We start from the raw sequence: 25,301 nt of genomic DNA, 5'->3' as shown, positions 1-25,301 counted from the left end.
CCCACAGCGTACGCCGATGCGCACGCGATGAGAGCCATCCCCTCGCGAAGATGAACGACAGCGGACGAATGGCGCGTCAGGCTTCGCGCATCACGGTGCGCGCGTCAGCTCGCGTTCGAGCTGATCCACCCGCGCGAGCGACGCCGTCAGCCCATGCTCCGTCGCCACCGCGCGCGCCTGTCGCAGCCGCCCTTCGACACGGGCTTGCTCGCCGCGCAGGGCGTGGGCCCGCGCCGAATCCAGCAGCAGGTCCACCGTCGAGAGCCAGTCCTGGTGGGACTCCGCATTGGAGAGGGACTGCTCCAGGAAGGGGAGCGCGGCGGTGGCGTCCTCGCGGCGCAGATGGATGCGGCCCAGGGCGGCCCGGGCCTCGCGCTCGCCAGACGGGTCCTTCAGCTCCAGGGCCAATTCCAGCGCCTTGCGCGCGGGCTCCAGCGCGGAGGTGCCCTTGGGCTCCAGCCGGGAGCGGACCAGGGCCACCGTGACGAGCGCGAACATCTGCCCGGTCCGAAAACCCACCTGCTCCCTCAGGCGCAGCGACTCCTCGAACTGCTCCAGGGCCAGGTGCAGCTCCCCCCGGTCCTCCGCGAGTCCCGCCAGATGCCGCAGACCGTAGGACTGCATCAGCGCGTCTCCGGAGGTCCGGGCCAGCGCCAGGGAGTGCTCGAAGCTCGCCTTCGCGCCCGCGAAGTCGTCCTGGAACTGTTGGGTGAGGCCCAGGTGGAAGAGCGCTTCGGTGTGCCCGCGCGTGTCCCCGGAGGACTCGGCCAGGGCTCGGGCCTGCTCGAAGAGGGCGACGATGGGCGCCCACTCGCCCTTCCCCGACAGGAGCTTGTCGAAGTAGTGGAACATGCCCTCGGCATCCAGCGCGGCCACCCTCGCGCGCGCGTCCCCGGAGTCCTCCGCGAGCCGACGTGCTCGACGCAGCAGGTCGAGGACAGCGCCCGCGTCCATTCCGGGCTCATGGCGGAGCTGGCGGGACAGGACGCGGCCCAGCTCGACCTGGAGGCGGGCCTCACCGCCCGGGTCCTTCAGGAGTCGAGCCCGTTCACTGGCGAACCGGCCCAGGGCCGCGGCCTCCTGGAAGCGGCTCTCCAAGTCGTAGGCCTGCATGACGGTGACGGCCGCCTCGGTGAACCGGCGCCCCTCCTCCGAGGAGACAGGGTCTCCGCTTCCACGCGCTGACTTCCCGGCCGCGCAAGCCGTGACGAGCGCAGCCAATCCCACACACACGACAGGCCTCATGATGTCCTCCGTGGGAGGCGATGGGCCTCCCTGTTGACGGGAAGGCTAGGGACAGAGCGGGCCGGGTGGGGCCCGGATGGGATGAGACGCGGAATCGGGGGACGAGCCGAGGCTGACCGAGGACGAACCCCTCGCGGAGACAAGCGGGTGCGTCTAGCCTCCGGAGCCACCATGACCGCCGAGGAGAAGCAGCGACTCATCGAGCGCGCTCGCGCCATCCTCCTGGAGCAGGTGCCCCACTGGGAGCCGGCGAGCCGCGAGGAGGGCAAGCCCCTCAGTGGGTACGAGCAGCTCGGGGTGGCGGTCAGGGGCGCCCTCGCGGGAGACCCGGGCGTGATTCCCACCCTGCATCGCGTCCTCGACGAGCGGTTCTTCGCGACGACGAACTCCCTGAATGAGAATGCGCTGGCCTCATTGGGCCTGGCGCTGCTCGGAGACCACGCGTCCATCCCGAGGATTCGCGCTGCGCCCGGCATCAACCTGAACCGCGAGGCGAAGCCTCTCGCGCTCGCGATTCTTGATGCCTTGGAGGAGCCGTCCTCAGGAAGGCTCTAGGACAACATGCGCACAAGGACGTCGCGAACAAAGCGCGTGACTTGCCTGCGTTGCTCTGCCTCGTACAACAGGCCGCTCAACACCTGCACTCCAGCAATGTCGTCCCGTCCAAGCTCCTTGGCCAGTGCCGCCAATGATGGCGTGGGACGGGCGTCGGCAAAGGCGGTGAGCGATGCGTACCCCAGCTCCCGGGTGTGCTCATTCAGGCGGGCCTTCCAGTTCCCCTCCTCCGTGAGTCGCCTCGTGGTGGGCCTGCTCCAGTCGGACGCAGAACTGGTCGATGTCCATGTCCCCCTTGAAGCCGCGCGCCTCGAACCACTCACGGTGCGTCCCCATCAGCTCGGGCATCGCGGTCGCCGACATGTCCACGCGCTCTGGGTCCTCCACTTCCGACGCGGCTCCCGCCAACACAGTGGCACGGCCAGCGCTTCTCGCAGCCACGTCGGTGGATTGGAGCGATGGTCGAGATGGCGCCTGAAGACACCATCGAATCCCCCGGCCCACCAGGGAAGGCGATGGAGCGCTTCACCTCATCAATGGCATCAAGGCCCGCTTGACGCGCCGTGCGTTCGCGCTGGAGTTGGACCCCTTGGAGCCACCGCCCTATGCTCAAGCCATGAGCGCCAACGTCGGCTCCACCCTGCTGTTTCTCCTCATCCCGGGGCTCATGTTCCTCCCCCTCCTGGGGGCCGTCATCTGGCTCGCCGGGAGAGCCATCAACATGGCGCGACACGCCGGCCTCTTGGGGAGCCCCCCTCCCGCGCCGCGGCTCCAGGACCCGCCCCGGCAGCACGTCCTCTGGGACAATCAGGGCACCCTTGCTGTCGGCTCCACCTTCGCGCTGCTCATCTTCGCCCCTCACCTGCTCATCATGAACATCGGGCTCGTCTGGGGCTTCATCATCGGGAGGGTCCCGCTGTCCGATTTCCTCCTCGGGGCCGCGACCCTCCTGGTCATCGACGTGTACCTCGGCCAGATGCTCGTGCTGCCCGCCGGCCGGAACGTCCTCAGGAAGCTGCGCTTCAGGCGCACCCGCTTGTTGCTACCCGGGACGTCCCTCGCGCTCGGCACTCGCGTTCCGCTGGAATGGGTGGGGCCGCCCGAAGTGGCGAAGCTCCCTGCTGTGACGGTGACGCTCCGGCGCATCCAGGAGCGGTTCAAGACAACCGGCCACGGGAAGGCCCGGCGCACCCGCATCGTCCGCGACATCAAGTACGAGCGCACCCAGAACGTCGAGACCGCAACCCTGCGCGACACCGGGAGGCTCTCCTTCACGCTGGACCTGCCGCCCTCGGATCCGCGCATCACGACGGAGCTCAGTCTTCCCCGTCGCCTCTGGGAGATGACCATCACCGCCAGGCGCCGCTCGGGCCTCGACCTGGACGTCACCTTCTGCCTGCCCGTGTATGCCGTCCAGGAGATGCCCGCGACCTCCGAGGCCCCAGCACCGGGGACCGCGTGGCCTGAGTCCTGACAGAAGCGTGGCGCGGGGCCGACCACCCGGGTGTGCGGGTGGGCTTGCGTCTTCCCAGCCGTGCCGCGCGCTCAGCCCTTCTCCTTCTGGGTTGAAAAGAGCCAATACCCGGCGACGGTGAAGAGGAGGAAGTACCCGCCAGCCATCAGGTGGATATCGACGAGGGGCGTGGCGACCTTGCTGCTGTTCCCGGCCCGCAGGTAGTCAATCATCGTGTAGGCGTAGGGAATCAGGAAGTTCCAACGCCAGGACAGCGCGGCCAGCGTCCCGACCCAGAGCAGGAACCCGAAGCCAATGGGCACGAGGAAGTTCCGGGAGCGCAAGCTGATGAGGTACTGCAGCGCCACGATGGGCAGACAGTCCACGAAGAACAGCAGGTTCTCTCCGAGGAACCGCGTGAAGGGAATCGGGCCCTTCGGATATGGGACGCCCGACACGAGCAGGGCCGGGATGACGGCCGACAGATAGATGCCGACGTTGAACAGCAGGAAGAACCGCGCGAGCGTCAGCAGGATGATGGCGAGCTTGGAGAAGTAGAGGGTCGCCAGGCTCAGCGGCAACACGTGGACCAGCTTCCAGGCGTTGTTCTTGTACTCCAGCTGGGTCATCAGCGTGGTCGCCAGGATTCCTCCCATCGGCAGGAAGAAGATGGCCGCCGACTCCCACGAGTTCCTCCATAGCAGGGTCCAGAAGCCGTCCGCGGCGTAGAGGGCCGGCAGCCCTTCGCCGTGAAGCAGCCGGGCAACGATGATGACCGCCGGGGTGAAGAACGCCCCCAGCAGCACCATCCAGGAGGCGAGGCTCTTGCGCTGCTTGAGCCACTCGCTCTGGAGGCTGTGGACGAAGCTCACGCGACACCTTCAATCAGCTCCATGAAGATGGACTCCAGGTCGTTCCGGGCCACGTGGAGTTCATAGACATCCAGGCCGCTGCTCACGAGGCACCGGTTCACCGCGGCGACCTCTCCATCCGCGGCCCCGGGCAGGACGAGCTGACCCTCCTCGGCTCGGACAGAGAGGCCCTGGTCCGTGAGGAGCCGCAGGGCCTTGCCGTCATCGCTGGTGCGCACGGTGACGGCGAGCGCACGGTGCCGCCGCTGCTTCAGCTCGCTCATGGTGCCCTGGAACCGCATCGTTCCCCGGCTGATGATTCCGACATCGGTCACCAGCCGCTCAATCTCCGCCAGAAGGTGGCTCGAAATGAGAATCGTGATGCCGTGCTCGCGGTTCAGCCGCTTGAGCAGCTCTCGCATCTCGATGATGCCGTTCGGGTCCAGCCCGTTGGTGGGCTCATCCAGGATGAGCAGCTCCGGGCTGTGCAAGAGCGCGATGGCGATGCTCAGCCGCTGCTTCATGCCCAGCGAGAACTGGCGGGTGGTCTTCCCCCCCGTGCCCACCAGGTCCACGAGCGCCAGGACCTCCTGGATGCGCGACCGGGGGCACTGATGCACGCGCTGCAGCAGCTCCAGGTTCTCGACGGCCGTGAGGTGGTCGTAGAGCGAGGGGCTCTCGATGAGCGCGCCGACCTTGCGGAGAATCTCGAGGCGATGCTCGTCGAAGCTTCGACCGAAGACCCGGATGGAGCCTTGCTGCTTGCGCAGCAGGCCCAGCATCAACCGAAGCGTCGTCGTCTTCCCGGCGCCATTCGGTCCCAGGAACCCATAGATGCTTCCGCGAGGCACCTGGAGGTCGATGCCTCCCAGCACGGTGTCCTCTCCGTAGCGATGGACCAGCCCGCCCACTTCGATGCAGTGCATGGAGCCTGTCCTCAGGCTGGAGAAATTTAACTCTAAATTAAATTAGTGGCCGTTTTATTTAAGTCAAGCTTAAATTCCCCACCTGCCATGACCTCGAAAACGATGACGGCGCGAATCCGGACCCGCGGCGCGCGACTGCGCCGTGTGATGACGTTGCTGGTGGCGCTGCTGTCGGTGTTGCTGGTGCTGGAGCGGTTCTCCGCCGTCACGCTCGCGCTCCATCGGGACGGAGGCCCGGAGCCGGTGCGTCGGCTGGCGCAACAGGCCGTGGCCGCCATTCCCGAGGTCTTCTACCTGCTGGCGCTGTGGTGGATTCGCCAGGCGTCGGCGGCGTTCGCTCGCGGGGAGTTCTACACGCCCACGCTCACCCGGGCCTTGAGTCGCGTCGGGGTCATGCTCGCCATGGGCGCGTTGCTCGGCGTATTCATCGTCCCGAGCTTGATGCGCCTCATCGGCTTCGAGCCGGGCTATGTCATCGCGTATGACGTGGGGGGACTCGTGCTGGGCGCCGTCGGCCTCGCGCTGACGCTCCTGGCCAACGTCCTGACGCATGCCTTCGCTCTGCAGAGCGAGCTCGAAGAGATTTTCTGATGCCGATTCGAATCACGCTGGATGAGGTGCTCGCCAGGAAGGGCCTGAAGGCGAAGCAGCTCGCCGAGCAGATCGGCGTGAGCCAGACGCACCTGTCCTTGTTCCGCTCGGGCAAGGTGAAGGGGGTCCGGTTCTCGACCCTGTCCAAGCTGTGCATGGCCCTCGGATGCGCGCCGGGCGACCTCATCCAGTACGACCCGGACCCTGGAGACCTGCTGACCGTCGACGAGGAGTGAGCAGGGGCACCCGTCACAACGGATGGCCGAGCACCTGCTCCAGTCGGGCCCGGTAGGTGCGACTCAACGTCAGCTCCTGTCCATCGCGCAGCACCAGCCGGTGGTCGCCCGACAGCGTGGGTGACAGCGAGACGATGCGGTCCACGTTCACCAGCGCCGAGCGATGCACCCGAGCGAACCGTCGCGGCGGCAACCGCGCCTCCAGCTCCGCCATCGTCTCGCGCAACAGGTGCTCCTCCGCGCCGACATGCAGCGTGACGTAGTTGCCGGCGGACTCCACCCAGTCCAGGTCCTCCACCGGCACCAGCAGCGTCCGGCTCCCGGTCTTCACCACCAGGCGCTCCGCGCTCCCAGGAACGGGTTCCGGGCGCAGCTCCTGGAACAGGCGCTGGAGCTGCTGGCGCAAGTCTCCCGGGGGCGCGGCCAGGCGCTCACGCACGCGCGCCAGCGTGCGACGGAAGCGCTCCACCGTGAAGGGCTTGAGCAGGTAGTCCACGGCGGCGGCATCGAAGGCCCGCAGCGCGTGCTGCGGCCACGCCGTCACGAAGACGATGACGGGCGGAGGCGCCAGCGACGCCTCGGCCAGCACGCCGAAGCCATCCCGCTCCGGCATCTCCACGTCCAGGAAGACCAGCGCGGGCCGCTCCCGGGCTAGCACCTCCAGGGCCTCCTGCCCATCACCACACTCGGCCACCGGGTGCAGGTCCGGCTCGGAGGCCAGGAGCATACGCAGGCGCTCGCGGGCCAGCGGTTCGTCATCGACGATGAGCGTGCGTACCGTCATGTCCGGGCACTTCGGGAGTACAATGAAGGCGTGACAACGAAGGCGCTCAGCGTCTGGGCAAGCCACATCAGCGGCTCGTCATCGACGATGAGCGTGCACACCGTCGTCATGCCCGGGCACTCCGATAGGGCAGCGAGAGCGAGACGACGAAGCCGCTCGGCGCCTGGGCCCGCCACGTCAGCGACTGCTCGGCACCATGGAGCCGCTCCAGGCGCGCACGCGTGGACCCCAGGCCGATGCCCTCATTCAGCTCCGTGACGCCCGGTGGTGGCCCCACCCCGTCGTCGCCCACCTCCAGCGCCAGACGCCCCCCATCCCGGTGTACGCGAACCCAGACTCGGCCTGGCCCCCGGCGCGGGGCGATGCCGTGACGAATCGCGTTCTCGACCAGGGGCTGGAGCAGCAGCGGAGGCACGAGGGCGTCACGCACCTCCGGGGACACGTCCACCTCCACCTGGAGCCGGTCCGAGAAGCGGGTGCGCTCGATGTCGAGATAGGGCGACAGCAGCTCCAGCTCCTCGGACAGGGGCACTTCGTGGCGGCCGTCCCGGTCCAGGCTCGCGCGCAGCAGCTCGCTGAGCTGTCCCACCATGCGGTCCGCCGACTCCACGTCGCGATGCATCAGCGTGGAGATGGCATGCAGCGTGTTGAACAGGAAGTGGGGACGCAGCTGGCTGCGCAAGAGGTGGAGCTGCGCCTGCGCGAGCTGCGCCTCCAGCCGGGAAGCCCTCACCGCCTCCTCGCGCATCCTCCGCGAGTACCCCAGCGCCGCGTCGAGCCCCACCACGGAGAGGTAGACAAGCAGGTCGAAGTCCGTCGTCTTCGACAGCATCCACGTGAAGTGCGTCCACGCCGCCGGCCACCCGCCTCCGTTCGGCACCTGGACGAACTGCCTCAACACCGCGACGAGCGCCAGGTGCAGCACCGCGAAGAACAACCCCGGCGGTACATGGAGCACGAGCTGCACGGGCCAGGGCTTCCCCGTCGCCGCCACCCGGCGCGCCACCGCGAGGATGAAGGGCGTCAGGACCGCCCAGCAGTACCAGACGATGGCGCCCGTCAGCAGGGCCTCGCCGGTGTTGGAGGGCTCGCCTCGCGACGCGCGGTAGACGAAGAGCTGCGCGCCATAGAGGAGCGCGAGCACCGTGTAGCCCGCCAGCACCAGCGCGGGCCAACGCCAGCGGCTCGCGAGTCCGCGCCAGGAGGCAGAGGGCTCGTCGGCGCGAGCGGGGGTGCTCAAGGACAGGGGAGGATTCGACGACATGGCGGGCGCGGTGGATTCTAGTCCTCCCGCGCCCCCTTTGCGGAGCCCGCCCCGTCAGCCCTTGAGGAACGCGGCCAGCTTCTCGTAGGCCACGGCCAAAGGAGCGATGGGCGCGCTCTCGTTGGCCTGATGGGCCTGCGCCGTCTCACCAGGGCCGTAGTTGATGGCATCCACGCCCCACTCGCCGAAGCGGGCCACATCCGTCCACGCCTGCTTGGACGCGGCGGGCAGCCCGGTGATGGCGAGCAGCTTCTGGAACAGCGGATTGCCGGCGACGACAGGCCCGCTGGGTGACGCGTCCGAGATTTCCACCTCCGCGCGGCCCGCGACGAGCGCGTGCACATCCGCCTTCGCCTGTTCGATGCTCTTGCCCGGCGCGAAGCGGTAGTTGAGGTTCAGCTCGAACGCCTCGGGGATGACGTTGCGCGCGCGCCCACCCTTGGCGAGCGTGGCGTTGATGACCTCATAGAAGCGGAAGCCGTCGACATTCACCTCCACACGCTGACGGGCCAGCAGCTCCGTGAGGAACGGCCCCGCCTTGTGGATGGCATTCTCCCCCTGCCACGGCCGCGCCGAGTGCGCGCTGCGCCCGGTGAAGCGCACCGTCACCTGCATGGAGCCGACGCAGCCCACCTGCACCTCGCTGTCCGTGGGCTCCATCGCGATGCCGAACTTCACGCCCGCCAGGTCCGGCCGCTTCGCGAAGAGGGGAATCAAGCCGCTCTCCGCATAGGCGCCCTCTTCGCGCTCGTAGAAGAGGAACGCCAGATTCACGGGCAGCGTGTCGCGGCGCAGGTCCTCCGCCAGCGCCATCATCACCGCCAGCCCGCCCTTCATGTCCGAAGCACCCAGGCCGAAGACGCGCTCACCCTCGATGCGAGGCTCCCGCCCCACGTCACTGGGGTGCGCGGGCACCGTGTCCAGGTGGCCGATGAGCGCCACCGTGGGGCGAGGGTCATCCAGGCGACCCAGCAGCAACGTGTGCCCCACCCGGAAGACCTCCCTCGCGGGGAAGTGCTGGAGCGCCCAGCGCTCGACGAAGTCGGCGATGGGGCCTTCGTGGGTGATGGGGCTGGAGATGCGGCACAGCTCGAGCGTCGTGCGGGCGAGCCTCATGGCGAGGTCTTGGGAGGACATACGCCACGCACCATAGCGCCACCTCACCCCCGCCCGCTGGTCTCCCCTCCATGGCGACGACGAACGGGGTCGGCAAGCAGGCAGAACAAGGGGCTTGAAGTCATCGATTTGTGGAAAACCCATGACATGGGGCCTCGCCCATGCTCCGGGTGAGGGGCGGCGCTCGACGAAACCCACCCGGCGGGATTGCGGGTGACAGTGCACGGGGCTTCCCGGACACTCGCGCCGCTTTCCACCTCCGAGGCTGAAATGTCGGCGAAGTCGAACAGTGACGCGACCCAGGCCCTGCTCTCGCTCTGCGAGTCCAAGGCCCGCTGGAAGAACGAACTGACTCCGGAGGCCGTGAAGAAGGCCGTCGCCGAAGGCGCTGACGTGAAGGCGGGCAACCAGTACGGCATGACGGCCCTGCACCTCGCCGTGCAGGCGCCCTACTCGAAGGGCGAGCCGCTCCCCAGCGTCGAAGTGGCGCGGGCGCTCATCGAAGCGGGCGCGGATGTGAATGCGCGCGACCACCATCAGCAGACACCGCTGATACACGCCGTCACCTACGAGCCGGACAAGGACAGTGAGCACCGGGCGCTGGAGCTCATCCGGGTGCTGCGCGCCGCGGGCGGCAAGGTTCCCTCGGAGGTGAAGGACCGGAACGGCGGCGCGTTCAGACTGTCGACCGAGGCCATCTACCGGGAGGTCCTGGACGCGGGCGCGGCCGTCAACGTGCGGGACGACTCGGGACAGACGCCGCTTCATCGCGCGATGGGCGTGGGCAAGCCAGAGCTCGTGAAGCTGCTCATCGAGCGCGGCGCGGAAGTGAATGCCCTCGACGGGATGGGACGCACGCCGCTGGGTGTGGGGCTGCGCACCAAGGAGGAGGTGTGGGTGGCCCACAACAAGCGCACGCCGGGCTTCGTCGCGTCCATCAAGGCGCTGGAGGACGCCGGAGGCAAGGCGAGCGTTGCCTTCCCGCACGACCCCACCGACGTGTTCGCGCCCTTCCCCATCGACGAGGCCGCGCTGACGAAGGCGCTGGAGGGCAAGAAGCTCTCCTTCAAGCACGCGGTGAGCTCGGCGCAGGAGCTGGCCACGGGGCTGCACAGCTTCGGTGAGCCGAGCGATGCGTTGGACAAGCTGGAGGCCGTGAGCGATGTGCTCGGAGTGGAGGAGCGCACGGTCAGACTGAAGGGCCCGCTGACGCTGAAGCGCGCCTTCTTCCACCACGGCGACCTGGAGGTGGACGGCGACCTGGATATCCAGAAGCCCTTCGCGGTGACGGGCGACGTCATCGTGCACGGCGTGGTGTGGGACGCTGGGAATGACTCGCTCGTGAACATCCTGGGCGACCTGAAGTGCCACGGGCTCTACACCTCCGGAGAGTTCAGCGTCGGGGGCGACATCGAGGCGCGTGACGTGGTGCTCGGCTACTACAACGACCACATCCTGAGCGCGGACACCATCCGGGCCAAGGTCGTCATCGAGGATGAGCACGCCGTCGATGCCACCGTCGAGGCCGAGCACCACTTCGACATCGACACCTACGCCCAGGGCTACGGCGACGGCGTGGCCGATGACCTCCGCGCCATCTTCGTCGACCAGGTGTTCGAGGGCGCCAAGGAGGTACCCGAGGAGGAGGAGTCGGACGAGGAGGACCTGGACGAGGAGGACTCCGACGTGGAGGACCTCGACGACGAGGACTCCGATGACGTCGACTCGGACGATGAAGAGGACTCCGACGAGGAGGACTCCGACGACGTCGACTCGGATGATGAAGAGGACTCCGACGATGAGGAATCCGACGATGAGGAATCCGACGACGAGGACTCCGACGGCGAAGAGGACTCGGACGACGAGGACTCCGGCGACGAAGAGGCAGCGGACGACGACTCCGACGATGAAGAGGAGTCAGACGACGACGAGGATGAAGAGACGCCGCAGCTCGACAAGGGAGCGCTCTTCGACCGCATCAGCAAGGGGCTGCCCGTCTTCCGCAAGCAGCAGAAGAAGTAGGAGCCTCGCGCTGCAGGCGCGGGAACAGCTCTCCCGCGCCCGAAGCCGCCCGTCAGAACGTCCGGATGAAGTCGAGCTCCACGCCCGGATTCTTCACGCCGCCCGCGTCAGCGGCCGTCACCGCCTGGGCCTTCGCGGGAAGCGCCGGGCTGCCTGACGCCTGCCACGCGGACACGTGGCGGAACGAGTTGGCGTCGAAGCCCGCGAGCATCAACACGTTGGGCACCCGCGAGGGCAGCGGCGCGTTGTCGTAGGCCTCCAGGTTCCACAGCACCACGTCCACCGGACCCAGCGCGTGGTGCCACGCCTGGAGCACGGCCTGGAGCGGCGGCACGCTCGCGTCGAACTCGAGGCCCTTCTTTCGCAGCGACTCCACCAGGGCCGGGTCCACGCTCTGGACCTCCGGCGGATGGAACTGCATGTCGGAGAAGAAGTAGAGCGTGCGGGGCCTCGGCCGCGAGGGATTCTTCAGCAGCAGGGTGATGAGGTTCATCACCGCGTTCACCACCTGCGTGCCGCCCCACCCCTGCCCGCCGCGCAGCCTGGCGGACAGGTCGAGCACACCCTCCCCCGGCGCGAGGTCCTCCACGAAGATGTCATCGGAGAACGTCGCCGCGTACCCCAGCTCGCGCGACATCACCGCGGCCAGCACCACCGCCACGTCCCCCACGTGCGCGGAGCTCTTCGCCCCGCCCAGCTTCGTGGCGAACATGGAGCCGGAGATGTCCGCGAGGCCCAGGCTCTTGCCCTCCGGCAACAAGCCCTCGCACACCCTCTCCAGGATGACCTCGAAGACAGGCGCGATGGCCGGCTCCGGGTCCGAGTGGAAGCAGTCCTCCCCCTGGGAGTCCTGCCGCGTCTTGCCCCACATCGCCGCGAACCACCCCATGTACACCTGATGCGGCCACAGCCCCGCGAAGCGACGCTTGCGCGCCTCCGCCAGCAGCACCTCCACCGGCATGCCGGCCCGGTACATCGCGCGCAGGTAGCCCTTGAAGGCCAGGTCCGGCAAGAGCCCCGGCACGTCCAGCACGCGGCGCCACGTCTCCTGCGTCGACCCCATGAACGACAGCGCCTGCTCCGTGGAGAGCCGCCCCTTCACGAAGTTCTCCACGCTCGCCTCGCCGCCGAAGAACGCGCGGCGCGCCTCCAGCAACTCCAGCCCCTGGGCCAGGGCCGAGCGCTCCCGCGTGGGCGCGTGCAGGTAGCGGTAGAGCTTCAGCGTGCGCTCATCCAGGTGCGCCTTCGCCACGCCCATCGCATCCACCAGCCGCAGGCTCGCGCGCTGGCCGTTCTTCCGGCGCCGCGACAGCGGAAACCGCCGCCCCGCGTACTTGAGCACCTGATACAGGTCCATGCCCGCCAGCGCCCGCGCCATGCCCTTGCGCGCCGCCTCGGGCACCTCGCCCAGCCCCAGGTTGTCGAAGTGCGTGAGGAACACCGCCACGTCATCCGCGCGGTGTCGCAGACAGCGGAACGTGTACTCCTCCGTGAAGGGCCCCTCCGGGTCCGCCGCCGCGAGGATGGCTGGCGCGACGCTCCCCTGGATGCGATTGCCCTTCCCCTTCACCGGGTCGCGCATGTACGCGGCGAACTTCCAGCCGAAGCCCCGCTCGTGACGCTCCGCCGCGAGCAGCGCCGCCGCGTAGCTTTGAATCTCCACCACCTGGGTCCGGTAGAAGCTCTCCTCGAGCAGCGCCGAGCCCTTCGTGAAGGTCAGGTGCGTCAGCGGGTCCGTCTGGGACAGGTCGAAGGCCGCGGCTCCCTCGTGCGTCAGCGCTCCCACCACCTCACGCAACACCTGAGGCATGTCCCCTCCCGACCTGAAAAGAAAAGTCGGCGCCCCGTCCCTGATGGCAAGCCATCAGGGACTCATGGACGAAGTAGGGGCGCCAGATGTCTGGGAGGCTATGACAACTCACCCGGGCGTGGCGAGGTCTTCCTCGAACTCCGTCGCGCCCTCCAGCAGCGTCGCGCACAGACACGCGGGGCCCCGCAGCGCGCTGAAGCCGTGGGCACTGCCCTCCGTCTTCTCCAGCTCCTCGCCCGGCCACACCTCGTGCCCGCCGTCCTCGCGCAGCCCGCCCTCCAGCACCAGGTTCTGCTCACGGCCGTGGTGCGTGTGCCTGGGGTAATACACGCCCGGGTTCAGCCGCAGCACCGCGGCCATCATCCCCTCGCGCGCGGGGCCCGGCTCCACCGGCAGCAGCTCCGAGCCCTCCACCGGCCCCGGCAGCCACTGCGAGGCATCCGAGAGCGACTCCAGCAGCGCCAGCGTCCGCTCCCTCGACAAGTCGTAGAACGCGGCCACCCGGTCCGCGAAGCGCTCCAGGCGCCGCGGCCCCTCCATGCGCTCCATCAACCCCCGCAGCACGGCGGCGGGCGGCTCGACGGGCGGCACCGCCATCGACAGGCCCTCGCGAGCCATGGACAGGCGGTCGGCCTCGACCCGGCAACGCGAGCACGTGGACAGGTGACGCTCCGCGGCCTCCCAGGCAGGGGAGTCCAGCGTACCCAGGGCCCAGTCGGCCAGGATGTCGTCGAGGTGCTCCATCGTCACATTCCGTCCCGTCACACTCCCTCTACGGAAGTGTCAACCGCTCCGGATTTCTGGCGCTCAGACTGGCACGGCGAAGTCGCGCAGGGCCGAGTTGAGGCTCGTCTTCTTGTCCGTGGACTGTGTCCGCTGGCCGATGATGAGCGCGCAGGGGACCATGAACTTGCCCGCCGGGAACTGCTTCTCCCGCATCCCCGGAATCACCACGCTGCGCGCGGGGACGCGGCCCTTGTAGACGCGCTCCTCGGGGCCGGTGACGTCGATGATTTGCGTGGACGCGGTGAGCACCACGTTGGCGCCCAGCACCGCCTCCTCCTCCACCACCACGCCCTCCACGACGATGCAGCGGCTGCCCAGGAAGGCCCGGTCCTCGATGATGACGGGCGACGCGGTGGGCGGCTCCAGCACGCCCCCCAGCCCCACGCCTCCGGACAGGTGCACGTCGCTGCCCACCTGCGCGCAGCTGCCCACCGTGGCCCAGGTATCCACCATGGTGCCCGAGCCCACGCGCGCGCCGATGTTGACGTAGCCGGGCATCACCACCGCGCCCCGCTCCACGAAGGCGCCGTAGCGCACCGTGCCCGGCGGCACCACGCGCACGCCCGCCTGGGCCAGGCCCTTCTTCAAGGGAACCTTGTCGTGGAACTCGAAGGGCCCCACCTCCATCACCTGCATCTCCGACACGGCGAAGAACAGGAGGATGGCCTCCTTCACCCAGGCGTGGACCTTCCAGCCTTCCGGGCCTTTCTCCGCCACGCGCAGCTCGCCCGAGTCCAGCCGCGCCACCGTCTCGCGCACGGCGGACACGAAGTCCGGGTCCTTCAGCTTCGTCCGGTCCGCGAACGCGGCGGAGACCTTCTGGGCAAGCTCGTCAATGGGCGACATGGCGCCTCCTTGAATCACAATTCGGAGCGCCGCGCCGCACCCAACCGCAAGCCCCGGCCGGCTCGGCGTGCTCAGGTCGACGCCGCGCTCGGGTCCACCAGGGGCAGTGTCTGCGTGGTGATTTCCCCGTGCAGCGACGGGGAGGCCCTCTCCGCGGGCGCTGTCCCCTCCAGCTCCACCGCGCCCGGCGTCACGTGTCTCACCCGGGAGAGCGGCACCTGTCCCCACTTCTGGCTGAACGGCCAGCGCCGCACATAGATGTGCGTGCCGCTCAGCAGCGCCACGTACCCCAGCAGCGTGCCTCCCTCGTCGCGCACGCGCATGCCTCGAATGATGGAGCGCCGCTCATAGGGCGACGCCGTGTCGGGCCAGGCCATCCGTCCACCTCCTCCTCCCAACCTGCGCCTTCCCGCGCCTACCTGGGAGCACCCCTCGCCCACCTGCTTCCTCGCCAGCACAGGCAACTGGAGCCCCAACAAATCCGATAATTTCCTGTTTTCTCTGAATGCGCCATGTTGACGACTGGTCAATCGCCCCACGGTCGTGCCAGCATGGGGTCACCCCTCACCCGTACCCCTGGAGGGCAACATGAGCGCTACCCCCGCGCGCCCGTGGAGCCTCGCAGTGGCAGTGCTCGCGTCGTTCGCCGCCGGTTGCCTCGGAGAGGCGACGCTCGACATGCAAGGCGTGCCGGATTACGGCAATCCGAACCCGCCCCCTCCCCCGGTCCAGCAGGATGGCTCGCTGCCGTGTGACTTGGGGAGCGTGCCCGCCGGGGTGACGCTCACGGGCATCGCCGACGACTTCAACCGGGTGGTGCAGCCCGCATTGGTGCGGGAGACGTCGGGCTGTATCTCCTGCCACGCGCCCACCAGCGGACGGCTCTTCAAGGTAGGCCTCAACGGCGTGGAGAACTTCTACGCCATCCGCGCGGCGGGCTACCTCACCCCGTCGGCGGGCTCCATGTTGTCGCGCCTGGTCACCACGGACGAGAGCGCGCGCATGCCCAGGGCGCAGCCGTCCTGGAGCGCGCAGGAGATTTCCGCGGTGGCCAGCCTCACCTGCCAGCTGGCGGCGGTGGAGACGCGGCAGCCCTCGTCGCCTCCGGACGAGGAGTTTCCTCCGGCGCTGCTGGAGGCCTACAGCGGCCCGGCCGTCGCCACGTATGACAACCCCTTCCTGAGCTACGACCAGCTCAAGGGCAAGGTGAAGGCCGTCTTCAACGACGACTGGGTGCGCGGCGGCGTGGACCGCTTCGCGCAGAACGTGGGCGTGTTCGGCGGCGTGGACTACAAGGACCACTTCGTCGAGGCGCGCGTGGCCTCGGCCGACTTCTTCCTGGGCCTGGATGACCTGTCTCGCGACGTGTGCCTCACGGCCGCCACCGCGAAGACGGGGCCCTTCACCGGCGTGGACCTGGGCCTGCCGCTGACGGACATCCCCGCGCCCACCACCAAGACGTATGAGATGGAGGCCGCCGCGAAAGACGGCACCACCATCCCCGCCGGCACGCAGATTCTGGCGAGCACGGGCGGCAAGTCCGGCAGCACCGGGTGGAACCTCTACACCACCGGCACCCTCACCACGCTCCAGCCGTATGTCTTCCCCGCGTCCGCCACCTACCGCTTCACGGTGAAGGCCAAGGGGGACTTGTGCGGCCCGGACCTGCCGAACCTGCAGCTCAAGGTGGACGGCGTGCTGGTGAAGGAGTGGCCCGTCCCCAACAACACGGCCTACGCGGACTTCGTGCACACGCAGGCCGTCACCGGCGGGGACCACATCCTCACGGTGGCCTTCACCAACGACTACGGCGAGACGGGCGTCTGCGACCGCAACCTGCACGTGGACGCGCTGGTGGTGTACGGCCCCACGGAGGCCGCCACCGGCACGACTCGCGCGGACGCGGCGAAGGCCAAGGTGGACACCCTCTACCGGCGGATGCTGTACCGCGCCGCGACGTCGCAGGAGCGCGCCAACGGCTACGCGCTGGTGACGAGCCTGATGGACATCGAGGCCAACGCCACCAAGGCGTGGAGCGGCCTGTGCGAGGGCCTGATGCGCGCCCCCGACTTCCTCTTCACCCTGCCGCCCTCCTACGAGAAGCTCTCCGGCAAGGAGCGCGACAGGCTGCTGTTGGTGAAGCTGGCGCAGGACCTGCTGGGCCACCCGCCCACGGCCGCGGACTTCACCGCGCTGGAGAGCGGCACGAAGACGTGGGAGGCCCTGGTGGACGCCTACCTGGCGTCGGCGGACTTCCGCTCCAACTACTTCCGCCGCATGCGCGTGCGCACGGAGAGCGAGGGCACCGCCGACACGGACGAGCCCGCGCGCCTGTGGACCTTCCTCGTCGACCAGGAGCGCCCTCTGCAAGAGCTGCTCGTCGGTGACTACTCGGTGGACGCGGCCTTCAAGCAGGTGACGCGGCCCTCGCAGCACGGCAAGACGGGCGTGCTCACCATGAAGGGCTTCATCAAGAACAAGCCGGGCCTGCCGCACTACAACTACGCGGCCCGCGTGATGACGGACTTCATGGGGACCATGTACGAGGTGCCCGCCGAGGTCTTCGACATGCGCGGCGCGGCCACGGCCTCCTCCACGGTGGACCCCAGCAGCATCTGCTTCTCCTGCCACCAGACGCTCACCCCGCTGGCGCACCAGCGCCTGAAGTGGGACGACGAGGGCAACTACCGCACGGCGGATGAGCAGGGCGTCACGCTGGACGACACGGACCGGAACCTGGCCAGCACGTATGCCTTCAAGGGCTCGGGCATGGAGGCCTTCGCCACCCAGGCGGTGAAGAAGGAGGCCTTCGTGCGCCGCACGCTCAACGCCCAGTTCGCCCTCCTCTTCGGCCGGGAGATGCGGCACCAGGAGGACGAGCGCGTCATCTACAAGCGCCTCTGGGATGTCAGCCAGGAACAGCGCGGCAGCCTGAAGGCCGTGCTCAAGACTCTCGCCACCTCGCCCGAATACCTGCGCCAGTAACCGCGCCCCAAAGGACCGCCGCCATGAACCGCCGCCGATTCCTCGCGGGCGCCGCAGCGGGCGCCGCCATCAGCACCCTGGACTGGCTCCGCTTCTTCCGCTCCTTCGGGGTGCCCGGGACGAAGAAGGAGCTGGGCTTCGCCGAGGCCGCCGCCGCCGAGGCCGACAACCCGCACTTCCTCATCTACTGGTTCCAGGAGGGAGGCTGGGACGGGTACTCGATGTTCAACCCCGTCCACACGCCCAATGACTCCATCCGGGTCATCCCCGCCGGAGAGCTGCGGCCCGTGCCCTCCTGGACGCAGCACCGCTACCGTCCGAAGAACTACGGCACCACGCCGTCGGACCCGCCCCGGACGCAGGGCAACATCCAGTACGGCTACCTGGCGCAGGACGGCCTGGAGCTGTTCCCGGACATGTCGGTGGTGTCCAGCCACAACGGCAACACCTTCCACTCCGGCGGCCGGTGGGAGTACCACTACGGCAAGTACAGCGCGTCACTGTCCGGCAAGCGCAACGCGGACGAGCGCACGGTGATGCAGGCGTTCTGCGAGGCGTACGGCACGGGCTTCCTGTTGCCCCACGTCTCCTGGCACCGCTGGCTGTCGGACGGTGAGCTGTCCATTCCCTCCTATCCGGAGGGCACCGGCTACTACGAGAAGCTGGGCCCGGTGCACGCCCACACGCTCTACGGCAAGACGCCCGCGGCGATGCGCGACCGGCTGTCTTCTTTGGGCAACGTGGCGCAGGGTCAGCGCGACGCGCGCATCCGCCAGTTCACCGACAACCTCCAGGCCAGCTTCCTGGCGGAGAAGAACAGCGAGTCTGTGCGCGCCTTCTCGTCCGCGCTCCAGATTCACCGCGCGCTGACGGCCGGCGGCAGCATCAACCTGGACCCGCGCACGCTGTTCACCAACACCACGCTGCGCGCCGAGTTCGGCGTCACCGCCGCGGACGAGGCCACCGACTCCTCGTCCATCAACGGCAACCCCGCTCGCACGAAGGAGACGCCCAACACCAACGTGCAGGCGTTGATGACGTACGAGATGATGACGAAGGGGCTGTCCATCGGCTTCTTCATCGAGAACCGGGGCCTGCGCCAGTTCGACACGCACCGCGACAGGCGCTCCATCATGAGCAACAAGGGCCAGACGGAGCAGCGCGACACCATGCGCAAGAACCTCTGGAACCCGCTCAAGACGCTGGTGGCGAAGCTCAAGTCGACGCCGTACGGGACGACGGGCAAGAGCTACTACGACTTCACCACCATCGTCCTCGCCTCGGAGATGGGCCGCACGATTCAGGGCGACGTGGAGGGCATCCTCACCAAGGCGGGGGTGACGGACGCGCAGAAGTACGAAGAAATCATGCTCCAGGACTGCTGCCAGCACTGGCGGGTGAACAGCGCGGCCTTCCTGGGTGGCACCGTGCGCGGCAACACGCAGTACGGCCGCGTGGGCAGCGTCTCGCTGGACGGCATCCCCATGATGCCGGACGGCACGCTGGACCCGGCCTATGACCCGGACACGGGCCTGTTGATTTCGGGCAGGACGAAGAACGCCAACAGCTTCATCTCCGACGCGGGCCACCTGTACGCGACGGCGCTGCACCTGTCCGGCCTGGACCCCGCGGCCCTGAAGGCCGCGGGCAAGGGCAAGAACGACAGGCCGGCGATGAAGTTCATCAAGCGCTGAGGTGACGAAGGCGACCTGGAGTTGCGCTCCGGGTCGCCCTCCCTGCGCGGCTCATCCGTCCAGGGCGCGCGCTACCGCGTCGACCACCTCCTGGTCCGTGGGGAAGGCCAGCGAGTCCTTCCGGATGACCACCTTGTCGCCGACCCGGACCTCGTAGCTGCCCGACGGTCCTGGCTTCAGCTCCGTCTCTACATCCAGTTCGTCCTTCAGCACGGCCGCCGCACGGGCGGCCCGAGGCTTGTAGCCTCAGGAATTACAGTAGGTAATCGAGACCTGCTTCGCGTCCGCCATGGTGCGTCTCCTCCGCCGGGCGCATCGGCTGTGCCCGTCCTCTGGAGATAATGCGTTTCGAGTGCGCGGACCAGCCTGCTTGCCCTCCCCTGGACCCACCAGTCGTTCATTGGCGAGCGGGACTTCGGGCACCCCGCTCGCGCCCGAAGACGGCGCCACCCGACGCGGCTAGGTTCCCGCTTCGCCATGACCGACTTTCGTGAGCGCATCGCCGCCGCCTATGACACCGAGGCCTTCCGTCGCGAGGGCCGCACGCTGGTGGACACGCTGGCGGACTACCTGGGACAGGCCCAACGCGGCGAGGGAATGCCCGTGCTGCCGTGGGCAGCGCCAGCGGTGAACGTGGACCGCTTCTCCGCATCCTTTCCGGAGGAGCCCACGGGCGACTTCGCGGAGCTGGTGGCGCGCGTGCTCTCCGGCTCCAACCACCTGCACCACCCGCGCTACGTGGGCCACCAGGTGACGGCCCCGGTGCCGCTGGCCGCGCTGTGCGACGCCGTGTCCTCCCTGCTCAACAACGGCATGGCCGTGTACGAGATGGGCCCCGTCTCCACCGCCATGGAGCGCAACGTGCTCAGGTGGATGGCGGCGCGCCTGGGCCTGCCGGAGTCCAGCGACGGGGTGCTGACCTCGGGCGGCTCGCTCGGCACCCTCACCGCGCTGCTCGCCGCGCGACAGGCGAAGGCCGGCTATGACGCGTGGAATGACGGCGCGCACGCGGGCCCGCCGCTCGCCGTGCTGGTGCCGACGACGGCGCACTACTGCCTGTCGCGCGCCACGCGCGTCATGGGCTGGGGCGCGGGCGGCGTGGTGCCCCTCCCCGTCGACGAGCGCTTCCGGCTGCGCCCGGAAGGCCTGGAGCCCGCGCTGGACGCGGCCACGCGCGCGGGGCGCAAGGTCATCGCCGTCGTCGCCAGCGCCGGCTCCACCTCCACCGGCGCGTTCGACCCGCTGGAGCCCGTGGCCGACTTCTGCGAGCGCCACGGCCTGTGGTTCCACGTGGACGCCGCGCATGGCGCCGCCGCCGTGCTCAGCTCCGAGTACCGCCACCAGGCGCGGGGCATCGACCGCGCCGACTCCGTCGTCTGGGACGCGCACAAGGGCCTGCTCATGCCCGCGCTCGTCACGGCCGTCCTCTTCCGCGACGGCGCGCGCTCCTTCGAGTCCTTCGCCCAGGAGGCCAGCTACCTCTTCGGCGACACGGAGCGCCCCTGGAGCGACGTGGCCTTGCGGACGATGGAGTGCACCAAGGAGATGATGGCGCTCAAGCTCTACGCCTGCCTCAGCGTGCTGGGCACGCGCCTGTTCGCTGACGCGGTGACGGAGTCGTACACCCTGGCCCGCCGCTTCGCCGAGCGCCTGTCCGCCGCCTCCGACTTCGACGTGCCCGTCTCCCCCGACTGCAACATCGTCTGCTTCCGCCACACGCCCGCGCACGTCCCGCCCGGGGAATGGGACGCCCTGCAGGCGCGGCTGCGCGAGCGGCTGGTGACGCGCGGGGACTTCTACCTGGTGCAGACGAAGCTGCCCTCGGGCGTCCACCTGCGCGTCACCCTCATCAACCCCCTCACCACCGACGCGGACCTGGACGCGCTGATGGAGGCGCTCAGGACGGCAGCTCGACGGTGAACTCGCTGCCGACGCCGGGCTCGGAGGCCACCGAGACGACGCCGCCCAACACCGACACCATCTCCCGCACCAGCGTCAGCCCCAGGCCCACGCCCGGCTTGGACTTGTGGTCCAAGGGCTCCAGGTGCTCGAAGGGCTCGAAGACACGCGCATGCGCGGCGCGGGGGATGCCCGGGCCGGTGTCGCGCACCCGCAGCCGCCAGCCCTCGGGACGCGCCTCCACCGCCACCGACACGCCGCCCTTCTCGGTGTACTTCACCGCGTTCGTCACCAGGTTGAGCAGCACCATCTGGACGATGCGCGGGTCCGTGCGCGCCACCGCCTTGCCGGGGGGACGCTCCAGCTCCAGCGCCAGGCCCTTGCGCCGCGCCTCCGCGCGCGCCTCCTCCACCACCTCCTCCACCACCTCGCCCAGGTCCACCGCCTGACGCCTCACCACCAGCCGTCCCTCTTCCAACTGGTTGTACTGGAGCACCATCTCCACCATGTCCCGCAGCCGCACCGTGGAGCGGTGCATCCGGTCGAACATGTCCAAGGCCCGGGGCGGCATGCCGTCCAGCTCCTTCTGGAGGGCGTGCTGGGTGAGCTGGAGCACCGACAGCGGCGTGCGCAGCTCGTGCGACACCAACTGGAGCAGCGTGCTGCGCGACGTGCTGGCGCGCTCGGTGGTCTCCAGCGCCACCTCCAACTGGCGCTTGCGCATGCCCAGCTCGCGCGCCATCGCCTCCAGGTCCACCGAGCGCGCGGCCAGGAGGCCCTGGAGCACCTCGCGCGTGCGCTTCATCACCGCCAGGTTCGTCACCCGCGCCACCAGCTCCTCGGACACGAAGGGCTTCACCACGTAGTCCTGCGCCCCCGTGCGCAGCAGGTCCACCCGCATCGCATCGTCCGCGCGCGCGGTGAGCAGCAGGATGGGCGTGGACTCGATTCCGGGACGCGAGCGCACCGCGCGCACCAGCTGGTCTCCCCCCATGCGCGGCATCATCAAGTCGCTGACGATGACGTCCGGCTGCATCCGCTCCGCCTGCACCAGCCCGTCCACGCCGTCCACCGCGGTGGCCACCTGGAAGTCCTTCGACAGCGTCTCCACCACGAAGCGGCGCATCTCCCGCGTGTCCTCCACCACCAGCACGCGCGGGCGGCTCGAGTCCTCCGCGCGCGTCGACGCCATCACCTCCCGCGCCTCCGGCCGCAGCACGTCCAGCTCCGCGCGCGCCGCCGCGCGCTGCTCCACCCGGCCCTCCAGCTCCGGCCGGGCCAGCAGCTTCACGCCCTCGGGCGCCATCAGCGGCAGCTCCACCACGAAGCGGGCACCCCCTCCCGGCCGGTCCTCCACCCAGACGCGCCCCTCGTGCAGCATCACGAAGTCACGGGTGATGGCCAGCCCCAGCCCGGTGCCTCCCGAGTCCCTCACCGTGGCCTCGTCCCCCTGGCGGAAGCGCTCGAAGATGGCCTCTCTCAGCTCCAGCCGCACGCCCGGCCCGGTGTCCTCCACCACCAGACGGGCCCGGCCTGCCTCCGCGCTCAGCGCGACACGGATGCCGCCGCCCGGCGGAGTGAACTTGGCCGCGTTGGACAGGAGGTTCAGCACCACGCGGTCCAGCTTCTCGGCGTCCACCTGCGCTGGCAGCATGTCCGGCAGCTCCAGCGTGAAGTCCAGCCGGCGCTCCGCCGCCAGGCCCTCGAAGTTCTCCGCGCCCAGCCGCACCAGCCTCGCCAGGTCCGCCTCCTCGTACTGGAGGCGCATCTTCCCCGCGTCCAGCTTGGCCACGTCCAGGAGCGCATTCACGTGCCGCAGCAACACCCGCGCGTTGCGGCGCACCACCTCCAGGTCCTTGTGGGCGGACTCGGGCAGCTCCCCGTCGTGCAGCAGCCGCTCCACCGGCCCCAGGATGAGCGTCAGCGGCGTGCGCAGCTCATGGCTGACATTGGCGAAGAAGCCCGTGCGCTGCGCCTCCGACTCCTTCAGTCGCGCGTACAGGTCCTCCAGCTCCAGGGAGCTCTTCTCCAGACGCACCCGGCGCTCCTCGGAGAGCCGCGCCGCGTCCGTGAACTCCACCACCCGCCCGCGCAGCGGCACCAGGTACATGCCCGTGGCCACCGACGCCACCGCCGTCACCACCTTGATGCCGCCCCCCAGGTAGTAGGCCGAGTACCAGACGTTCCACACCTCCATCAGGTGCGTCAGCCCACACGCGGCGATGAAGACGCCAAAGGACAGAATCATCCCGCCGAAGGGCAGGCGGCTGCGTTTCACCATGGCGTACAGCGTCAGGGAGATGAAGAAGTAGGCGGAGCCGATGAAGGCGTCCGAAACGACATGCATCGCCACCAGGTCCTGTTTCCACAGGTAGCAGTGGCCGTGCGGCATGTTCCAGGCGCCATAGAAAAAGTCCCGCAGCCCCGTCCAGGGGCCCTCATCCACCAGGGTAAACCGCTCCAGGGAAACCGCGCCGCGCACCGCACGTCCGAGCTGGTCGTTCATGGCGTTCCCTTCCGCTGTCCCGAATGAAAGGGGAGCCCCCCCCAGGCCCTCCCCTCAACGGAGCATTCCACGAAAAGCAGGCGACTCTAGACACCGCCCATCTCACACCCTCGCGCGAGGAAAGGGCATGCACCTTGGGACTTCGCGCCGGGTGCTGGACAGTCGCCCCCGGGGTCGAAATGAGGTAGAGCGCACACCGCCATGCTCGTCTCTCTTGTCATTCCTGTTTACAACGAGATTCCCACCCTCGCGGAGCTGCTGCGCCGCTGCATCGCCGTCGATTTTCCGAAGGAGCTCGTCCTGGTGGATGATTGCTCCCGGGACGGAAGTCGGGAACTGCTCCAGCAGCTCGCGGAGCAGGGGGTGGGCGTGTTGGGTGGGTCCCCCAAGAACCGGAACGAAGTCCGGGTGCTGTTCCAGGAGCAGAACCAGGGCAAGGGCGCGGCGCTGCGGCGCGGCTTCGCCGAGGCGACGGGGGACATCATCCTCGTGCAGGACGCGGACCTGGAATACGACCCGAAGGATATCCCGAAGGTGATTCAGCCCATCCTGGACGGTGAGGCGGACGTCGTCTTTGGAAGCCGCTTCACGGGGACGCCCCGGCGGGTGCTGTACTACTGGCACACGGTGCTCAACAACATCCTGACCACGCTCTCCAACATGACGAGCGGGCTGAACCTCACGGACATGGAGACCTGCTACAAGGCCTTCCGCGCCGAGGTGCTGCGCTCCGTCGAGGTGGAGGAGGACCGCTTCGGCTTCGAGCCCGAAATCACCGCCAAGGTGGCGCGCGGCAACTGGCGCATCTTCGAGGTGCCCATCAGCTACCACGGGCGCACGTACGAAGAGGGCAAGAAGATTGGCTGGAAGGACGGCGTGCGCGCCCTCTACGTCATCGGCAAGTACGCGCTGAAGCGATAGCGCGCGGTCCGGGCCGCTCGGCGGTCCTGGACGCCGCGCCTCTCTCCGTCCCGCGGACAGGGGACTGGGTGGAAAGGGCCGCGCCTCCGCTGTTCCGCGCTCGCGTCAGTCCCGGACGCGCCTCCTCCGTTGGAAGGGGTGAGGGTTCGGGCCAGCGCCAACGCGCGCGGCCCGGTCTCATCCGTCACGGGCTAACGCCTCGTGCCGTTGCTTCCACTCCCGCTCGTGTTCCCGTCGGTGCTGGTGCCGCTTCCAGTGCTGGTGCCGCTCCCGGTGCTGGTGCCATCGAGCCCCACTCCCGAGCCGCCGCTGGAGCCCGCGCCTCCGGTCCCTCCCGTGGTGTTCGGGTTGCCGATGCTGGTTCCACTCGCTCCGGTACCACCGGTGCCGCTCGGGCTCGTTCCGCTGGTGGCCGGGTCGTTCGTGCTGCTGCTGCCCGAGGTGTCCGTGCTCCCGGTGCCGCTCGCGCCACTGCCACCAGCGCCCGTTGAACCACTGCCACCGGAGCCCGTGTCGTTGATGCCGGAGCCCGTGGTTCCGGAGTTGGAGCCCGCGCCGCTACCACCGGTTCCACCACCTGTCGCCGGCCCGCCTATCTGCGACCCCGTCGTGCTTCCCGAACCGCTGGTGTCCTGCTGTTCCTGCGCCTCGGAGGCCCGTCGAGATTCACAGCCCCACCCAAACACCATCGCTGACACCAGCGCGCCCATCAGCCATCCACTTCGGAAAAATTTCATGGTCATGCTCCCACCGCTGTGGATGTCTCAATTTGAAAACGAAGCGGCGGGACGAAAGGGGTTGTCCGGGCGCA

General features: G+C 68.9%; 23 protein-coding genes and 1 pseudogene. 9 read left to right on the top strand and 15 right to left on the bottom strand.

Annotated elements, in window-relative coordinates; all coding sequences use genetic code 11:
• Positions 1 to 90: 90 nt before the first annotated feature.
• Complete coding sequence (locus LZ199_RS20500) at positions 91 to 1,245, bottom strand: tetratricopeptide repeat protein (RefSeq protein ID WP_253995422.1); 1,155 nt, start codon at positions 1,243 to 1,245, stop codon at positions 91 to 93.
• 171 nt (positions 1,246 to 1,416) lie between these two features.
• Between LZ199_RS20500 and LZ199_RS20495 the strand changes: the two genes are divergently transcribed.
• Positions 1,417 to 1,800: a hypothetical protein gene (locus LZ199_RS20495; RefSeq protein ID WP_253995421.1), complete on the top strand. Its 384-nt coding sequence runs from the start codon at positions 1,417 to 1,419 to the stop codon at positions 1,798 to 1,800.
• On the opposite strand, the pseudogene LZ199_RS20490 reads toward LZ199_RS20495, so the two are convergent.
• Together LZ199_RS20490 and LZ199_RS20485 are read right to left on the bottom strand one after the other, a co-directional pair.
• Positions 1,800 to 2,006: pseudogene (locus LZ199_RS20490) on the bottom strand (NUDIX hydrolase); the annotation flags it as partial. The gene LZ199_RS20495 and the pseudogene LZ199_RS20490 overlap by 1 nt on opposite strands.
• Complete coding sequence (locus LZ199_RS20485) at positions 1,999 to 2,163, bottom strand: hypothetical protein (RefSeq protein ID WP_253995611.1); 165 nt, start codon at positions 2,161 to 2,163, stop codon at positions 1,999 to 2,001. The pseudogene LZ199_RS20490 and the gene LZ199_RS20485, both read right to left, overlap by 8 nt.
• Before the next feature lie 190 nt (positions 2,164 to 2,353).
• Here LZ199_RS20485 and LZ199_RS20480 point away from each other — a divergent pair, with 190 nt between their 5' ends.
• Complete coding sequence (locus tag LZ199_RS20480) at positions 2,354 to 3,274, top strand: hypothetical protein (protein ID WP_253995420.1); 921 nt, start codon at positions 2,354 to 2,356, stop codon at positions 3,272 to 3,274.
• Between the two features lie 71 nt (positions 3,275 to 3,345).
• Here LZ199_RS20480 and LZ199_RS20475 read toward each other — a convergent pair whose 3' ends face one another.
• Positions 3,346 to 4,125, bottom strand: coding sequence for an ABC transporter permease (locus LZ199_RS20475; RefSeq protein ID WP_253995419.1), 780 nt, complete (start codon positions 4,123 to 4,125; stop codon positions 3,346 to 3,348).
• Positions 4,122 to 5,030 (bottom strand): ABC transporter ATP-binding protein, encoded by a 909-nt coding sequence (locus LZ199_RS20470; RefSeq protein WP_253995418.1) that lies wholly within the window; start codon positions 5,028 to 5,030, stop codon positions 4,122 to 4,124. The genes LZ199_RS20475 and LZ199_RS20470 overlap by 4 nt, the downstream gene beginning before the upstream one ends.
• 87 nt (positions 5,031 to 5,117) lie before the next feature.
• Between LZ199_RS20470 and LZ199_RS20465 the strand changes: the two genes are divergently transcribed.
• The gene (locus LZ199_RS20465) at positions 5,118 to 5,621 is read left to right on the top strand and encodes a DUF2975 domain-containing protein (RefSeq protein ID WP_253995417.1); all 504 of its coding nucleotides are present in this window, start codon (positions 5,118 to 5,120) and stop codon (positions 5,619 to 5,621) included.
• The gene (locus LZ199_RS20460) at positions 5,621 to 5,857 is read left to right on the top strand and encodes a helix-turn-helix domain-containing protein (protein WP_253995416.1); all 237 of its coding nucleotides are present in this window, start codon (positions 5,621 to 5,623) and stop codon (positions 5,855 to 5,857) included. Before LZ199_RS20465 ends, LZ199_RS20460 begins: the two co-directional genes overlap by 1 nt.
• Before the next feature lie 13 nt (positions 5,858 to 5,870).
• On the opposite strand, the gene LZ199_RS20455 is transcribed toward LZ199_RS20460, so the two are convergent.
• The 3 genes from LZ199_RS20455 to dapE all read right to left on the bottom strand — a co-directional run bounded on the left by LZ199_RS20455 (position 5,871) and on the right by dapE (position 9,042).
• Positions 5,871 to 6,641, bottom strand: coding sequence for a LytR/AlgR family response regulator transcription factor (locus LZ199_RS20455; RefSeq protein WP_253995415.1), 771 nt, complete (start codon positions 6,639 to 6,641; stop codon positions 5,871 to 5,873).
• A 106-nt stretch (positions 6,642 to 6,747) separates the two neighbouring features.
• Positions 6,748 to 7,905, bottom strand: a complete 1,158-nt coding sequence (locus tag LZ199_RS20450) for a sensor histidine kinase (RefSeq protein WP_253995414.1) — start codon at positions 7,903 to 7,905, stop codon at positions 6,748 to 6,750.
• Positions 7,906 to 7,959: 54 nt separating this feature from the next.
• On the bottom strand, positions 7,960 to 9,042 hold the full coding sequence (gene dapE, locus LZ199_RS20445) for a succinyl-diaminopimelate desuccinylase (RefSeq protein WP_253995413.1): 1,083 nt from the start codon (positions 9,040 to 9,042) through the stop codon (positions 7,960 to 7,962).
• A 249-nt stretch (positions 9,043 to 9,291) separates the two neighbouring features.
• Here dapE and LZ199_RS20440 point away from each other — a divergent pair, with 249 nt between their 5' ends.
• The gene (locus tag LZ199_RS20440; protein ID WP_253995412.1) at positions 9,292 to 11,043 is read left to right on the top strand and encodes an ankyrin repeat domain-containing protein; all 1,752 of its coding nucleotides are present in this window, start codon (positions 9,292 to 9,294) and stop codon (positions 11,041 to 11,043) included.
• 52 nt (positions 11,044 to 11,095) lie between these two features.
• Here LZ199_RS20440 and LZ199_RS20435 read toward each other — a convergent pair whose 3' ends face one another.
• From LZ199_RS20435 to LZ199_RS20420, 4 genes are all read right to left on the bottom strand, one after another.
• A complete protein-coding gene (locus tag LZ199_RS20435) occupies positions 11,096 to 12,853 on the bottom strand; it encodes a vWA domain-containing protein (protein WP_253995411.1) in 1,758 nt (585 codons plus the stop codon).
• 108 nt (positions 12,854 to 12,961) lie between these two features.
• On the bottom strand, positions 12,962 to 13,597 hold the full coding sequence (locus LZ199_RS20430) for a cupin domain-containing protein (RefSeq protein WP_253995601.1): 636 nt from the start codon (positions 13,595 to 13,597) through the stop codon (positions 12,962 to 12,964).
• Between the two features lie 63 nt (positions 13,598 to 13,660).
• Positions 13,661 to 14,485 carry a 2,3,4,5-tetrahydropyridine-2,6-dicarboxylate N-succinyltransferase gene (locus LZ199_RS20425; protein ID WP_253995410.1) on the bottom strand — a complete coding sequence of 275 codons (825 nt, stop codon included), beginning with the start codon at positions 14,483 to 14,485 and terminating at the stop codon, positions 13,661 to 13,663.
• A 71-nt stretch (positions 14,486 to 14,556) separates the two neighbouring features.
• Complete coding sequence (locus tag LZ199_RS20420) at positions 14,557 to 14,862, bottom strand: hypothetical protein (protein ID WP_253995409.1); 306 nt, start codon at positions 14,860 to 14,862, stop codon at positions 14,557 to 14,559.
• A gap of 211 nt (positions 14,863 to 15,073) precedes the next feature.
• Here LZ199_RS20420 and LZ199_RS20415 point away from each other — a divergent pair, with 211 nt between their 5' ends.
• Entirely contained in the window at positions 15,074 to 17,470 is a 2,397-nt protein-coding gene (locus tag LZ199_RS20415; RefSeq protein ID WP_253995408.1) for a carbohydrate-binding domain-containing protein, read from the top strand.
• A 23-nt stretch (positions 17,471 to 17,493) separates the two neighbouring features.
• Positions 17,494 to 19,164, top strand: a complete 1,671-nt coding sequence (locus LZ199_RS20410) for a DUF1501 domain-containing protein (RefSeq protein WP_253995407.1) — start codon at positions 17,494 to 17,496, stop codon at positions 19,162 to 19,164.
• 51 nt (positions 19,165 to 19,215) lie between these two features.
• On the opposite strand, the gene LZ199_RS20405 is transcribed toward LZ199_RS20410, so the two are convergent.
• Positions 19,216 to 19,455, bottom strand: coding sequence for a SelT/SelW/SelH family protein (locus LZ199_RS20405; protein WP_240356218.1), 240 nt, complete (start codon positions 19,453 to 19,455; stop codon positions 19,216 to 19,218).
• A 186-nt stretch (positions 19,456 to 19,641) separates the two neighbouring features.
• Here LZ199_RS20405 and LZ199_RS20400 point away from each other — a divergent pair, with 186 nt between their 5' ends.
• Positions 19,642 to 21,084 (top strand): pyridoxal phosphate-dependent decarboxylase family protein, encoded by a 1,443-nt coding sequence (locus LZ199_RS20400; protein ID WP_253995406.1) that lies wholly within the window; start codon positions 19,642 to 19,644, stop codon positions 21,082 to 21,084.
• On the opposite strand, the gene LZ199_RS20385 is transcribed toward LZ199_RS20400, so the two are convergent.
• Positions 21,062 to 23,569: an ATP-binding response regulator gene (locus LZ199_RS20385; RefSeq protein WP_267145151.1), complete on the bottom strand. Its 2,508-nt coding sequence runs from the start codon at positions 23,567 to 23,569 to the stop codon at positions 21,062 to 21,064. The genes LZ199_RS20400 and LZ199_RS20385 overlap by 23 nt on opposite strands.
• 201 nt (positions 23,570 to 23,770) lie before the next feature.
• Here LZ199_RS20385 and LZ199_RS20380 point away from each other — a divergent pair, with 201 nt between their 5' ends.
• A complete protein-coding gene (locus LZ199_RS20380; protein WP_253995405.1) occupies positions 23,771 to 24,490 on the top strand; it encodes a glycosyltransferase family 2 protein in 720 nt (239 codons plus the stop codon).
• Between the two features lie 191 nt (positions 24,491 to 24,681).
• On the opposite strand, the gene LZ199_RS20375 is transcribed toward LZ199_RS20380, so the two are convergent.
• Positions 24,682 to 25,227 carry a hypothetical protein gene (locus LZ199_RS20375; RefSeq protein WP_253995404.1) on the bottom strand — a complete coding sequence of 182 codons (546 nt, stop codon included), beginning with the start codon at positions 25,225 to 25,227 and terminating at the stop codon, positions 24,682 to 24,684.
• Positions 25,228 to 25,301 lie beyond the last annotated feature (74 nt).

Origin of the sequence: Myxococcus qinghaiensis, assembly GCF_024198215.1 — a bacterium.
Taxonomy (GTDB): domain Bacteria; phylum Myxococcota; class Myxococcia; order Myxococcales; family Myxococcaceae; genus Myxococcus; species Myxococcus qinghaiensis.
The sequence above is the reverse complement of the archived record's forward strand: the minus strand, read 5'-3'. Positions and strand labels throughout refer to the sequence as shown.

Excerpts from the sequence above, each read along its gene's own strand:
- LZ199_RS20375 (WP_253995404.1), bottom strand. The coding sequence starts at position 25,227 with ATGAAATTTTTCCGAAGTGGATGGCTGATGGGCGCGCTGGTGTCAGCG.
- LZ199_RS20440 (WP_253995412.1), top strand. The coding sequence starts at position 9,292 with ATGTCGGCGAAGTCGAACAGTGACGCGACCCAGGCCCTGCTCTCGCTC.
- LZ199_RS20460 (WP_253995416.1), top strand. The coding sequence starts at position 5,621 with ATGCCGATTCGAATCACGCTGGATGAGGTGCTCGCCAGGAAGGGCCTG.
- LZ199_RS20385 (WP_267145151.1), bottom strand. The coding sequence starts at position 23,569 with ATGAACGACCAGCTCGGACGTGCGGTGCGCGGCGCGGTTTCCCTGGAG.
- LZ199_RS20500 (WP_253995422.1), bottom strand. The coding sequence starts at position 1,245 with ATGAGGCCTGTCGTGTGTGTGGGATTGGCTGCGCTCGTCACGGCTTGC.
- LZ199_RS20495 (WP_253995421.1), top strand. The coding sequence starts at position 1,417 with ATGACCGCCGAGGAGAAGCAGCGACTCATCGAGCGCGCTCGCGCCATC.
- LZ199_RS20485 (WP_253995611.1), bottom strand. The coding sequence starts at position 2,163 with ATGTCGGCGACCGCGATGCCCGAGCTGATGGGGACGCACCGTGAGTGG.
- LZ199_RS20465 (WP_253995417.1), top strand. The coding sequence starts at position 5,118 with ATGACCTCGAAAACGATGACGGCGCGAATCCGGACCCGCGGCGCGCGA.
- LZ199_RS20410 (WP_253995407.1), top strand. The coding sequence starts at position 17,494 with ATGAACCGCCGCCGATTCCTCGCGGGCGCCGCAGCGGGCGCCGCCATC.
- LZ199_RS20455 (WP_253995415.1), bottom strand. The coding sequence starts at position 6,641 with ATGACGGTACGCACGCTCATCGTCGATGACGAACCGCTGGCCCGCGAG.
- LZ199_RS20470 (WP_253995418.1), bottom strand. The coding sequence starts at position 5,030 with ATGCACTGCATCGAAGTGGGCGGGCTGGTCCATCGCTACGGAGAGGAC.
- dapE (WP_253995413.1), bottom strand. The coding sequence starts at position 9,042 with ATGTCCTCCCAAGACCTCGCCATGAGGCTCGCCCGCACGACGCTCGAG.
- LZ199_RS20415 (WP_253995408.1), top strand. The coding sequence starts at position 15,074 with ATGAGCGCTACCCCCGCGCGCCCGTGGAGCCTCGCAGTGGCAGTGCTC.
- LZ199_RS20430 (WP_253995601.1), bottom strand. The coding sequence starts at position 13,597 with ATGGAGCACCTCGACGACATCCTGGCCGACTGGGCCCTGGGTACGCTG.
- LZ199_RS20450 (WP_253995414.1), bottom strand. The coding sequence starts at position 7,905 with ATGTCGTCGAATCCTCCCCTGTCCTTGAGCACCCCCGCTCGCGCCGAC.
- LZ199_RS20400 (WP_253995406.1), top strand. The coding sequence starts at position 19,642 with ATGACCGACTTTCGTGAGCGCATCGCCGCCGCCTATGACACCGAGGCC.
- LZ199_RS20420 (WP_253995409.1), bottom strand. The coding sequence starts at position 14,862 with ATGGCCTGGCCCGACACGGCGTCGCCCTATGAGCGGCGCTCCATCATT.
- LZ199_RS20435 (WP_253995411.1), bottom strand. The coding sequence starts at position 12,853 with ATGCCTCAGGTGTTGCGTGAGGTGGTGGGAGCGCTGACGCACGAGGGA.
- LZ199_RS20380 (WP_253995405.1), top strand. The coding sequence starts at position 23,771 with ATGCTCGTCTCTCTTGTCATTCCTGTTTACAACGAGATTCCCACCCTC.
- LZ199_RS20425 (WP_253995410.1), bottom strand. The coding sequence starts at position 14,485 with ATGTCGCCCATTGACGAGCTTGCCCAGAAGGTCTCCGCCGCGTTCGCG.